Here is a 12784-nt window from a genome sequence, read left to right as displayed (position 1 = left end):
CGTGAAGATCACGAAGCTTGAGACCTTCTGCAACGAGTTCGTCGGTTTCGTCCGGGCAACAGCCGACACCGGCCACCAGGGATGGGGCCAGGTCTCGACCTATAATGCCGACATCACCTGCGAAATCTTCCACCGCCAGGTGGCGCGCCATGCGCTGGGCGCCGAAGCGCTGGATTTTGCCGATACGCTGGCCATTATCAGCGAGCGCGAGCACAAATATCCGGGCTCCTACCTCCGCCGCGCCATGACGGGCCTCGACACCGCGCTCCTCGACCTGCGCGGCAAGCTGGAGGGAAAGCCCGTCGCCGTGCTGCTCGGCGGCACGCCGGGCAAGCTCCGCGCCTATGCCTCCTCGATGAAGCGCGACATCACGCCGAAGGATGAGGCCGCAAGGCTGTGCCGCTTGCGCGACGAGAAGGGCTTCGATGCCTTCAAGTGGCGCGTCGGCTCCGAATGCGGGCGCGACAGGGACGAATGGCCGGGCCGCACCGAGGAGATCGTGCCCACCGTGTCGCGCGCGCTGGGCGATGGCGTGGCCAAGCTCGTCGACGCCAACAGCTGCTATACGCCAAAGCGGGCGATCGAGGTGGGGCGGCTCCTGGAGGCCGAGGGCATCGGGCATTTCGAGGAGCCCTGCCCCTACTGGGAATTCGCCTGGACGAAGCAGGTGACGGATGCACTCTCCATCGACGTCACCGGCGGCGAACAGGACTGCGAGTTCACGTCCTGGGAAACCATGATCGGCATGCGCGCGGTGGACGTCGTGCAGCCGGACGTCATGTACATGGGCGGCATGCTGCGGACGCTGCATGTGTGCCGGATGGCGGAGAAGGCGGGCCTGCCGGTGACGCCGCATGCGGCGAACCTGTCGCTGGTGACGATGTGCACCATGCATTTGCTGCGGGCCATTCCGAATGCGGGAAGATATCTCGAATTCTCGATTGAGGGGGAGGACTACTACCCTTGGCAGTATGACCTGTTCCTTGGCGAGCCCTACCGGATCGAGGACGGCAAGGCGACGGTGACCGATGCGCCGGGCTGGGGTGTTGAGATCAACCCGGCCTGGCTGGAGACGGCGCAGTATCGGGTGAGCGCGGTATAGCCAGATTCCGGCGAGGCGCGCCGGGCCGATCTAGAACATCGTGCGGGCAAGTGGAACCGCTGGCGAAGAGAAAGAGCCTCCGGAGTCAGAAGCCGGCGCGACTTTCCGCCCTCAGGCGCGGATGCACTTGAGGGCCCGTTGCGCTAGCGTCGTCCGAAAAGCTTCTCGATTTCCGCCAGTTTCAACTCGATGAAGGTTGGCCGCCCGTGGTTGCATTGGCCGGAGTTGGGCGTTGCCTCCATCTCACGGAGAAGCGCGTTCATTTCTTCGGGGCGGAGCCTGCGGCCGGAGCGGACCGAGTTGTGGCAGGCCATGGTGGCCAGCACGTGGTTGATGCGCTCCTCGACGCTGGTCGTCACACCAAGCTCGGCCAGTTCATCGGCCACGTCGCGGACGATCCCGGCAACATCCGCCTTGCCGAGGGCGGCGGGCACCTCACGCACCAGGACCGCGCCGTCGCCGAAGGCCTCGAGTGTAAGGCCCGTTTTCGCCAGCATCTCCGCTGCCGCGGCGAGGCGCTCCACATCCACAGGGTCGAGATCGACGACCTCGGGCGCCAGCAAAGGCTGGGTTTCGATGCCGCGCTCCGCCCGCTCGCGCTTCAGACGCTCGTAGACCAGTCGCTCATGGGCGGCGTGCTGGTCGACGAGCACGAAGCCGTCCTTCGTCTGCGCGACGATGTAATTATCGTGGATCTGGGCGCGGGCTTGCCCGAGCGGATAATCGGGCTGCGCCACCTGCGGCTCGGGGAGGGGCGCGGACGCCGGCGGCATGTTCATGGCGAGGGCCGCCTGTTTTTCCTCCTCGTCGAAGCCGCGGTGATTGAAGGGGCGCGGCATGGTGGGGCGGAAGGACGAGGCGGTCTGGCGCGCCAGTCCCGTGTCAGGCTGGCGCTTGCCCGCCAGCGCATCGCGGATGGCGCTGACGATGAGACCGCGGACGAGGCCGCCGTCGCGGAAACGCACCTCGGCCTTGGTGGGATGCACGTTCACGTCCACGCGGTCCGGCGGGCAATCGAGGAAGAGCACCAGCGCGGGAAAGCGGCCCGGGGGCAGCACATCGGCATAAGCGCCGCGAATGGCGCCGGAGATCAGCTTGTCGCGCACGCTGCGTCCGTTAACGAACATGTATTGCTGGGCGGAGTTGGCGCGCGCCGCGGTGGGAAGCCCGGCATGACCGCGCAAGCGCACGCCCTCGCGTTCGAGCTCGAAGGACACGGCATTCTCCATGAACTCCGCCCCGAGGATATGGCGAATGCGCGCTTCCTCGCCCTCCCCCTTCGGCACATCGACGAGGCGGCGCTCTTCAGTGACGAAGGCGAAGCCGATTTCCGGATGTGCCAGCGCCATGCGGCGCACAACCTCGGCCGCCTCCACCATCTCGGTGCGGTCGGCCTTGAGGAACTTGAGGCGGGCGGGGGTGGCGAAGAACAGGTCCCTGACGTCGATCTCGGTGCCGAGGTTCAGCGCCGCGGGCCGCGGCGGCGTGAGATGGCCGCCCTCGACGGCGATGACATGCGCATCGCCGCCGCCACGTGGCCGTGACGAAATGGCGAGGCGGCTCACCGCGCCGATGGACGCCAGCGCCTCGCCGCGGAAGCCAAGGAAGCGGATGCCGACGAGGTCGTCATCGGCAAGCTTCGACGTGGCATGGCGTTCGGCGGCAAGCGCCAGATCCTCCGGCCCCATGCCTATTCCGTCATCCGAAACGCGGATCAGGCTCTTGCCGCCGCCGCGGAAGGCGACGTCGATCTGGGTGGCGCCAGCGTCGATGGCGTTCTCGACGAGCTCCTTCACCACGCTCGCCGGGCGCTCGATCACCTCGCCCGCCGCGATGCGGTTCACCGTTCCTTCTGACAGCCTGCGGATTCGCATGCCGTCAGTTTAGCAAGGGAGCCGCGAGGCGGCTACTTCACGCCTTGCGGCTTGCCGACCACGGTGACGATCAGCCGGTCCGGGTGCAGCAGGCGCCTGGCCTGGGCCTTCACCTGGTCCAGCGTCACGGCCTCGACCAGCGCATTGCGCTTCTGCACGTAATCGATGCCCAGATTCTGCTGCTGGATGCCGAGCAGCTGGTTGGCGATGGCGGAATTGGACGAAAAGCGCAGTGCATAGGAGCCGGTGAGGAAGGTCTTGGCGTCATCGAGATCCTTCTGGCCCGGGCCTTCTTCGGCATATTTCCTGATCACCTCGCGGGCCGCGTCCAGCGCCTCGCCGGCGGACTCATTCTTGGTCTGCAGCGAGCCGGTGTAGAGACCGGCGCGGCCCATGGGGCTGAGGCCATAGCTGACGCCATAGGTCAGGCCGCGCTTTTCCCGGATCTCTTCCGACAGCCGCGAGGTCAGGCCGCCCGAACCGAGGATTTCGGACATCACGAAGGCCGGAATGAAGTCCTTGTCATCGCGCTCTATGCCCTCGGTGCCGAAAACGATGACGCTCTGCGGCATGTCGCGGTCGATGACCCTCAGTTTCGGTCCCATGGCGGGCTTCGCCTCCGGCAGCTCCGGCTGCCCGGGCGCGGTTTCGGGCAGGCCGCCGAACACCTTGTCGAGCAAGGGGCCCAGCTCCTTCGCCGTGATGTCGCCCACCACGGCGACCTGCAGCGTGTCGCGGTTGAAGATGCGGCGGTGCGCCGCCTTCAGGTCATCCGCGGTGATGGACGAGACCGTGGCCTCCGTACCTTCATCGGGGCGCGAATAGGGATCGCCGGGGAGAATGTCATCCATCCAGGCCTGCCAGGCCATGGACTGGGGGTCCTTTTCCTTCTCCTTGACGTCCAACAGGAACTGCTGGCGCACGCGCTCCAAAGGCTCCGCGTCGAAGCGCGGCGAGGTGATGGCGAGCCTGAGAAGATCGGCAGAGGCGTCGCGGTTCTTCGTGATGGTCTGGAAGCTGCCCTCGAAGAAGTCGCTGCCGGCATCGAAGGACATGCGGAAGGCGAGTTCGTCGCGCTTCTTCTGGAAACCGGCCGAGAGCATGTCGCCCGCGCCCTCGTCCAGCATGCCGGTGAGGAAATTGAACACGCCCTCTTTGCCCGCGGGCTCCAGCTCGGTGCCGCCCTTGAACGAATAGTTCATCGCCATCAGCGGAATGGCATGTTCCTCGACAAGCCAGGCCTTGATGCCGCCGGGGCTCGTCACCTCCTGGATGGTGAAGGCATTGGCGTTGACCGCCGAGGCGAAGAGCAAGCCGGCGAACAGCAGCAGGCCGCGAAGGGCGTTGGGCATCCTTATCATCTTCTTTCTCACTGGCTCTTGGCTTCCGGCAGCAGCACGCCGGTGACCGAGGCGCGCCGGTCAAGAACCGCATGGGCGGCCTTGTTGACGTCATCGACGGTGACCGCCGCCAGGTCCTTCTCCCAGTTCAGCACGTCATCGATGGTCTGGCCGGTGGCCAGCGCCACGCCGAACGTGCGCGCCAGCTTGTCCTGCGAGTCGAGCAGATAGACGGAACTGGCGATCATGTTGTTGCGGCTGCGGTCCAGCTCTTCCTGGGTGACGCCCGTGGCAACCACGCCGGCAAGGATGGCGTCGACCTCCTTTTCGACGGCCTCGATGGTGACGCCCGGATTGGGCGCGGCATAGAGGCCGAAACTGCCGTAGTCGAGCTGGTCGGCATCGAACCAGGCGCCGGAATAGGCGGCAAGCTTCTTCTCGAGGCTGAGCGTCTGGTAGAAGCGGCTCTGGTTGCTGCCGCCGACGATATCCGCCAGGAGCGACATGGCGAGTTCCTCGCGCTGCGGCATCTGGCGCGCGGCGGGCGTCAGATACCGGCGCTGCCAGCTGGGCGAGCTGACGCGCGGGTCCGTCATGGTGACACGGCGCTCGGCATTGGGCGGCGGCTCCTCGGCGCGCACCCGTTCGGGCGCCGGCCGCTTGTTCTTGAGGGGGCCGTAATGGCGCTCCGCCAGGGTTTTCACTTCCTCCGGCGTCACGTCGCCGGCGACGATGAGGATGGCGTTCTCCGGCTCGTAATGCGCGGCATAGAAGTCCATCGCATCCTGGCGGGTGAGCTTCGAGACCTGGTTCATCCAGCCGATCACAGGCTTGCCATAGGGGTGCGCGGCGAACATCGCGGCGTCCATCTGCTCATTGAGCAGGCCAGCAGGTTCGTTGTCGATGCGCTGGCGGCGCTCCTCCAGCACGACGGCGCGTTCCGGCAGCACGGTCTCGTCGGTTAATTCGAGATTCTGCATGCGGTCGGCCTCGAGCTCCATGACCAGCGGCAGCCGGTCCTTCATCACTTTCTGGAAATAGGCGGTGTAATCCTGCGTGGTGAAGGCGTTCTCGTCGCCGCCATTGGCGCGCACGATGCGGCTGAATGCGCCGTCCGGATGCTTGGGCGTGCCCTTGAACATCAGGTGCTCGAGAAGGTGGGCCACACCGGCCTTGCCCTGCGCCTCGTCGGCTGCACCGGTCTTGTACCACACCATGTGGGTGACGACGGGGGCGCGGCGATCGGGGATCACCACCACCTGCATGCCATTGGCGAGCTTGAAGGAGGTGACGTCGATGTCGAGCGCGCGCGCGGGGCCGGCAGCGGCCAGCACGGCGAACACGACAGGGACCAGTCGCTTGAACAGTGTCATGGAACTCCTCGGGGGTGATGAAGGCCGCGCCATGCGCCCGGCCCAGGGACGGCTATTCGTCCTTGAAAATGTTGCCGATATTCATGAAAGTACCGTAGTTCGGGTTCTTGGCCTTCTTCTGGGCAATGTAGTAGTTCTGAAGTTCCTCGCGCAGCTGCTGGTCGGTTTTGCGCGTGCCGTCGGGGTTGTAAACCGAGATGCCGGCGGCGGTGTAAATCGCGTCCTTGGGATCGCCGGCGGCAACCGCGGGGGCAGCGGCTTTGGGGGCGGCATAGGCGGGCGTGGCGGGCGGCGTGGCGAGCGAGGCCGTCTGCGTGGCGGGCGCGCTGGCGGCGCCAGGATCGGGCGGCGCGGTGGTGGTGCCGGGCTGCGGCAGGCGCAGGTCCGGCGGCATGGTGAGGTCCTGCCGGGCGTTGAGGGCTTCGGCCGGGGTGTCCTTTTCGAGGTAGCTGCGCATCGAGCTGCCGCAGCCCGCAAGGCTGAGCCCCATCATGCAAAGCAGCACGGTTGCACCGGCACGATTCATCCAGATACCCTTGTCAAACCGGTCCTTTAGTTGCCGTCGAAATCAGGCTTTTCCGCGGCGGTTGCCGCGCTCGCCGATTACAACCGATTCATACATCAGCAGCGCCACGCCGGCAACGATCGCAATGTCCGCCACATTGAACACATACCAACTAAAACTTTGATAATGAAAGTGAAAAAAGTCGGCCACCGCGCCCCGCGTCAAACGGTCGAAGGCATTGCCCAGGGCGCCGCCGATGACCAGGCCGAGTGCTGCCGCGGTCATGGCGCGCTGTGCCCCGCAGGCCCAGATCCAGAGCAGGATAACGATCAAGAGGGTGAGCGCCACCAGCCACTCTTGCAGGTGGGTGGAGAACAAACCGTAGGACACGCCGGTGTTCCACACCATCACCAGATCGAAGAAATTGGTGATGCGGACGGGTGCTTTTTCGATGATGCCGTAGACATCCAGCATCCAGAACTTGTGCAACTGGTCGATGCCGAAGACGGCAACGGCCAGACCCAGCGTCAGCGGCGCGAGCGGACCCCAGAACCGCCACTTCATCAGACGGTCTTTTCGAAACGGGCCTGCCACTCGCGCACCGCATCGGCGTCCCGCGGCGTGATGTCGGGGAATTGCGGGTCGCTACCGACGCCGGGCGAGATCTTCCAGGACCGGGCGCAGCGCCGGCCCTCCGCCGGCCTGAAGACCACGGCCACGCCCTTGACGGTATCGAGCCGAAACCCGTCTTCCGGCCCTTCGCCCGAGATCAGCTTCGCCGCCGAGGTGATGGAGATCTCGGCAAGGTCGACGCCGTCCAGCGCCGCCAGCAGGCCGGGGTTCGAGACATAGACCTCGGGGGCGGCTTCGAGCGCCGAGCCGATGGTCTTCTTGATCTGGCGCTCGATTTCGAGCGCGCCGGTAACCACTGATCGGACCTCGCGGATCTTGTCCCACTTGGCGGCAAGCTCCAGTGCGGCCCATTCATCCGGGCAGCGGGCGAACTGCATCAGGTGCACGGAGGAGCCTTCGGCGGGGAAGCGCGAGAGCCAGACCTCGTCCATGGTGAAGGCCAGCACCGGCGCCCACCAGGTGGTGAGGCAATGGAACAGCTGGTCCATCACCGTGCGGCAGGAGCGGCGCCTGAGGCTCGACCAGGCGTCGCAATAGAGCGAGTCCTTGCGGATGTCGAAATAGAAGGCCGAGAGATCGGCCGTCATGAAATTGGTCAGAAGCGCGAAGAGGCGCTTGTAGTCGAACAGCGCATAGGCCTGGCGCACCTGGCCTTCAAGCTCATGCAGGCGGTGGAGGATGTAGCGCTCGAGCTCCGGCATGTCCTTGGCGGGCACGAACTCCCAGTCCTGAAGCCCGTCCACCGCGCCGAGGATATAGCGCATGGTGTTGCGCAGCTTGCGGTAGGCCTCGATGTTGGTCTTGAGAATTTCCGGCCCGAGGCGCAGGTCTTCGGCGTAGTCGGCGGAGGCCACCCACAGGCGCAGGATGTCCGCACCCGACTGCCTGATGACGTCCTGAGGGGCCACGATGTTGCCCAGCGACTTCGACATCTTGCGGCCGTCCTCGGCGACGACGAAGCCGTGGGTCAGCACAGCGTCATAGGGGGCGCGGCCACGCGTGCCGCAGGCTTCGAGCAACGAGGAATGGAACCAGCCGCGGTGCTGGTCCGAGCCTTCGAGATAGATGTCGGCCGGCCACTTGAGGTCCGGCCGCTGCTCCAGCACAAAGGCGTGGGTGGAGCCGGAATCGAACCAGACATCCAGAATGTCCCGCACCTGCTCCCATTCGAGGATGGAATAATCCGGCCCGAGGAAGCGCTGGGCAGCGCCCTCCGCGAACCAGGCATCAGCCCCCTCTTGCGAGAAGGCATCGACGATGCGCTGGTTGACCTTCGGATCGTTGAGGATCTCGCCCGTCCCGCGGTTGACGAAGACGGCGATGGGAACGCCCCAGGCGCGCTGGCGCGAGATGACCCAGTCCGGCCGCTGCTCGATCATGGCGCGCAGCCGGTTCTGGCCGCCTGGCGGATAGAACTTCGTCTCGTCGATCGCCTTCAGCGCCACGTCGCGAAGCCCGTGGCTCGACATGGAGATGAACCACTGCGGCGTGTTGCGGAAGATGACCGGCTTCCTGGAGCGCCAGCTATGCGGATACTGGTGCCTGAGGCGGCCGCGCGAGATGAGCGCGCCCGCTTCCGTCAGTGCACGGATGACCGCGTCGTTCGCGTCGCCCTTCTCGCCCGTGCCGGTGATGACGCGCTTGCCCGTGAAGCCCGGCGCATCCTTGGTGTAGAAGCCATCGGCATCCACCGTGAAGGGGATGGTGGCGGAGATGCCCTTGTCCTTCAGATAGGCTTCGCTGGCGGCCCAGATATTGTAGTCGTCCGCACCATGGCCCGGTGCAGTGTGCACGAAACCTGTGCCGGTGTCGTCCGTCACGTGGCCGCCATCGAGCATCGGCACGCCGAAGGAATAGCCGAGATGGGCCAGCGGATGGCCGAGGATGAGGCCCGTCGGATCGACATCGCCATGGCGCGTAAAGCTCTCGACCTTCGCCGCCTTCATCACCTCCTCGGCGAGGCGGTCGGCGAGGATGAGCTTGTCGCCCGCCTTGGCCCAGTTGCCCTCGGGTGCCGCGGTCACTTCATAGAGGCCGTAGCCGATCCTCGACGAGAAGCTGACCGCGCGGTTGCCGGGGATGGTCCAGGGCGTGGTGGTCCAAATGACCACCGAGATGCCGAGCAGGTTCTGCGGGCCCTGGCGCACCGGAAACTTCACCCAGATCGTGTCAGACTGATAATCCTGATACTCGACCTCCGCTTCCGCCAGGGCCGTCTTCTCGACCACCGACCACATGACGGGCTTGGAGCCGCGGTAGAGCTGGCCCGACGCGGCGAACTTCAAAAGCTCTTTGGCGATCAGCGCTTCGGCGCGGAAGTTCATGGTGAGATAAGGATTGTCCCAGTCGCCCGTGACGCCCAGCCGCTTGAACTCCTCGCGCTGGACATTGATCCAGTGCTCGGCGAAGGCGCGGCATTCCTTGCGGAAGTCGTTGATCGGCACCTCGTCCTTGTTCTTGCCCTTCTCGCGGTACTGTTCCTCGATCTTCCACTCGATGGGAAGCCCGTGGCAGTCCCAGCCGGGGACATAGTTCGAGTCATAACCCTGCATCTGGCGCGAGCGGGTCACGATGTCCTTCAGGATCTTGTTGAGGGCGTGGCCGATGTGCAGGTGGCCGTTGGCGTAAGGGGGCCCGTCATGCAGCACGTATTTGGGCCGCCCGGCCGACTGCCGGCGCAACGTGCCGTAAAGGTCCATCGCCTCCCACCGCTTCAAGAGCTCCGGCTCCTTCTGCGGCAGGCCGGCCTTCATGGCGAAGGAGGTCCTGGGCAGGAACACGGTGTCCCGGTAGCGGTCGGTCTTCTGCGGCTTGTCGTCGGACATGAGGCGTCTCGGTGCAAATCAAGGGTTTGAGCGGGCTTCTAGCAGGTTTTGGGCGGGGATAAAGGACTTGGGCCTTTCCAGGATTTGAGGCTTTGCTGGGGGCTGCCAGCCGCCCTTGTTGCAAAACAGTCATCCAAACCCACCTATCGTAGGGAATGCAGCAACATCCGCCCGCTACCACGCCCGAAGAGGAGGCCCGCGCCGTTCTGTCGGAGCTGGCGGACATCCACTCCCGCGTGCTGAGCGAGGGACGGGCGATGATGGAGGGCTGGCAACCCGCCATCAAGCGCACGGAATTCCTGCCCTCGGCTGAGAATCTGGCGCATTATCTCGCGTTCCGCCGCTTTAACATCCGCCCGCTGCAGGAGCGGCTGAGCCAGCTTGGGCTGTCCTCCCTCGGGCGCTCGGAGGCGCATGTGCTGGCCAGCCTGCAGGCGGTGCTGGCGACACTTTCGGCGATTGCGGCCAGCTGGCCGGTGGACCGGCCGAACCCGCGGCGTTTCAGCGAGGGCGCGGCCCTGCTGGAAAAGCGGCAGAGCGACATCCTTGGGCGGGACCCCGATGGCCCGCGCACGCGCATTATGGTGACCCTGCCGGCGGAAGCCGCCGAGGACCGCAGTATCGCTTTCCGGGTGATTGCCGCGGGCGCGGACGTGGCGCGCATCAACTGTGCGCATGACAGTGCCGAAGCGTGGTCGGCGATGATTGCCCATGTGCGCGAGGCCGCCGCCACGCTGAACCGGGACGTGCGCATACTAATGGACCTTGGCGGCCCGAAGATTCGCATTGGCGAGGTGAACGAGGCCGCTGCCGCCGGACGGCTGTTCCGCGGCGACCGTTTTGTGCTGTGCGACCGGCTGCAAACGAAGAGGGGTGTGGCGGAGGCGACGCTGTGCCCGCCGGTGCTGCTCGACGTGATGGCGCCCGGCCACACGGTGTGGATCAACGACGGCAAGATCGGCGCCCGCGTGGCGGGCGTCGAGGGCCGGCGCGCCACCCTTGAAGTGTTCAGCGCCCGCGACAAGGGCGAAAGGCTGAAGCCCGAGAAGGGCGTGAACCTGCCCGGCGTCGAATTGCCGGTGGCAGCGCTGACCGGGGAGGACATCGCCAACCTCGATTTCGTGGCCTCGCATGCCGACATCGTGGGCTATTCCTTCGTGCAGCGCCCCTCCGACGTGACGCAACTGCTGGCGGAGCTCGAGGCGCGGCGCGGTGGGCGCGCGCTGCCCGCGCTGATGCTGAAGATCGAGACGCCGCTGGCGGTGAAGAACCTGCCGCGCCTCATCGTGCAGGCCGCGGCCGAAACGCCGGTCGCGGTGATGATCGCGCGCGGCGACCTCGCCGTCGAGATCGGGCTCGAACGCCTGCCGGAAATCCAGGAGGAAATCCTGTGGCTGTGCGAAGCCGCGCATGTGCCTGTGGTGTGGGCAACGCAGGTGCTGGACAGCATGGTGAAGGACGGTGCAGCCACCCGCGCCGAGGCCACCGATGCCGCCATGGGCCAGCGCGCCGAATGCGTGATGCTGAACAAGGGGCCATTCCTTGCCGAGGCCGTAACGTTTCTTGACGGCGTCTTGCGGCGCATGGACCGCCACCAGATCAAGAAGACACCGCAACTCTCCGCCCTCAATTCATGGCGGGAGCCCCAGACCCTGGGCTGAGACGGCCAGAGGGGCGCCGCCAGGAGCCGCGGCATAAAGGCCGTCCGGGCAACGCCAACCGGCTCATTTCGCCACAACCATCCTGCTATAAAAAGTTGTTGGATGTTCATGGCGGCAGCTGCGGCAGATTTCACTGGCGGCGGTGCTGCAGCTGCTGGCGCCCGTTTCGGCCGCCCCGGCGCAAAACACACCTGCGCCCGTGCAACTCTGCGACGCGCGGGCAAACCAGACCGTCGCTGCCGTCACCGGCGCCGTACTGAGAGGCCTCAAGGCCGGACAGGCTCCAGCAACGCAGGCCCCCCGCCACCACCCCTTTCGTCAAGGTGGAGAGCGGGAAAACGGAACTGGCCGCCAGCCTGCAGGAAATGGAATTCCAGTTCTTCGCGGCACTGGAGAACGCGCGGCGCGCCCATCCCGCACTGGCCGATGAGGCCGATCTTGATTATGGATGGCATCCCATATCAGGAGGAAGACCCCGTGAGCAGCACGCTTCAACTCATTCCCGCCCGCCGCGGCAAGGCCGTTCGCGTGAACAAAGGCCAGTCGGTGAAGGTGATCAACACCCATGGCAACCAGGTCGTCGATTTCTGGGCCTTCAACGCCGGAGACCTGCGCGAATACCTCGGCATGGAGCACTGCCGGGCCTTCTGGACCAGGCTTTTCCCCGTCGAGGGCGACAAGATGATCACCAACCGCCGCCGCCCGATCCTGACCATGACGAAGGACGCAAGCCCCGGCCGCCACGACACGCTGATCGCGCCGTGCGACAACGAGCGCTACGGGCTCCTCGGCTGCACGCACTACCACGACAATTGCCGCGACAACATGCATGCGGGCCTGGCGGAGCTCGGCCTGTACATTCCCTATACGCCCGACTCGCTCAACCTGTTCATGAATATTCCGTGGAAGGAGAATGGCGATCTCGAATGGGGCAACTGCCTGTGCAAGCCGTGCGACTATGTGGTGTTCCGCGCCGAGATGGACGCCATCGTCGTATTCTCCGCCTGCCCGCAGGACATGCTGCCGATCAACAACGGCGTGACGGTCGAGGCGCATTTCGAGGTGCTGGACCAGTAGGCGGAACCGTCACACCCGTGTCCTTCCGCCGTCCCCGCAGCAGGGCGGGCGCAACGGGTCCTCAGGTGTATCCGCGCTTGAGGACGTAAAGTTGCGCCGGCTTTCGACTCTGGAGCATCTTTCGCTTCGCAAGCGATTCCACTTGCCTCCACGATGCTCGATTGCATATCGCCTGAAGCGGCCCTCTTTGTTATTCCTCTCCTCCTCCTCGGGAGAATTATATACTTAACAAGTAGGGACTGAAACCTGACTTTGGCCAGCTACTCATCTTTCGACTTGGAGGGCCGCGGCGCGGGTTTCATCTGAGCCATGCGACCCATGATCTTGACAGCCGCTGACTCGTCGCCATCGGCTTCAAGTTCCTCGGCCTTTGCGATGAATGCCGCAGACTGCG

General features: G+C 65.3%; 9 protein-coding genes. 3 read left to right on the top strand and 6 right to left on the bottom strand.

What is annotated here, in order from left to right; genetic code table 11:
* Nucleotide 1 precedes the first annotated feature (1 nt).
* Complete coding sequence (locus tag IOC82_RS01535) at nucleotides 2-1102, top strand: mandelate racemase/muconate lactonizing enzyme family protein (RefSeq protein WP_290544413.1); 1101 nt, start codon at nucleotides 2-4, stop codon at nucleotides 1100-1102.
* A 143-nt stretch (nucleotides 1103-1245) separates the two neighbouring features.
* On the opposite strand, the gene mutL is transcribed toward IOC82_RS01535, so the two are convergent.
* Genes mutL through ileS form a run of 6 tightly spaced genes read right to left on the bottom strand, consistent with a single transcriptional unit; the run spans nucleotide 1246 to nucleotide 9652 of the window.
* Complete coding sequence (gene mutL / locus IOC82_RS01530) at nucleotides 1246-2976, bottom strand: DNA mismatch repair endonuclease MutL (protein ID WP_290544412.1); 1731 nt, start codon at nucleotides 2974-2976, stop codon at nucleotides 1246-1248.
* A gap of 32 nt (nucleotides 2977-3008) precedes the next feature.
* Nucleotides 3009-4328 (bottom strand): pitrilysin family protein, encoded by a 1320-nt coding sequence (locus tag IOC82_RS01525; RefSeq protein ID WP_290544411.1) that lies wholly within the window; start codon nucleotides 4326-4328, stop codon nucleotides 3009-3011.
* 17 nt (nucleotides 4329-4345) lie between these two features.
* Nucleotides 4346-5689 (bottom strand): pitrilysin family protein, encoded by a 1344-nt coding sequence (locus IOC82_RS01520; RefSeq protein ID WP_290544410.1) that lies wholly within the window; start codon nucleotides 5687-5689, stop codon nucleotides 4346-4348.
* A 52-nt stretch (nucleotides 5690-5741) separates the two neighbouring features.
* Nucleotides 5742-6215, bottom strand: a complete 474-nt coding sequence (locus IOC82_RS01515) for a hypothetical protein (RefSeq protein ID WP_290544409.1) — start codon at nucleotides 6213-6215, stop codon at nucleotides 5742-5744.
* 42 nt (nucleotides 6216-6257) lie between these two features.
* A complete protein-coding gene (gene lspA, locus IOC82_RS01510) occupies nucleotides 6258-6758 on the bottom strand; it encodes a signal peptidase II (RefSeq protein WP_290544408.1) in 501 nt (166 codons plus the stop codon).
* Nucleotides 6758-9652 carry an isoleucine--tRNA ligase gene (gene ileS, locus IOC82_RS01505; protein WP_290544407.1) on the bottom strand — a complete coding sequence of 965 codons (2895 nt, stop codon included), beginning with the start codon at nucleotides 9650-9652 and terminating at the stop codon, nucleotides 6758-6760. Before ileS ends, lspA begins: the two co-directional genes overlap by 1 nt.
* A 155-nt stretch (nucleotides 9653-9807) precedes the next feature.
* On the opposite strand from ileS, the gene IOC82_RS01500 reads away from it, so the two are divergent.
* Nucleotides 9808-11313, top strand: coding sequence for a pyruvate kinase (locus IOC82_RS01500; protein ID WP_290544406.1), 1506 nt, complete (start codon nucleotides 9808-9810; stop codon nucleotides 11311-11313).
* A 477-nt stretch (nucleotides 11314-11790) separates the two neighbouring features.
* Nucleotides 11791-12390 carry an urea carboxylase-associated family protein gene (locus tag IOC82_RS01495; protein ID WP_290544405.1) on the top strand — a complete coding sequence of 200 codons (600 nt, stop codon included), beginning with the start codon at nucleotides 11791-11793 and terminating at the stop codon, nucleotides 12388-12390.
* Nucleotides 12391-12784 lie beyond the last annotated feature (394 nt).

The sequence above is a fragment of the Aestuariivirga sp. genome (genome assembly GCF_020252395.1).
In the GTDB taxonomy this organism is placed as follows: domain Bacteria; phylum Pseudomonadota; class Alphaproteobacteria; order Rhizobiales; family Aestuariivirgaceae; genus Aestuariivirga.
Note: the sequence above shows the minus strand (reverse complement) of the source record. Positions and strands in the feature narration are given on the sequence as shown.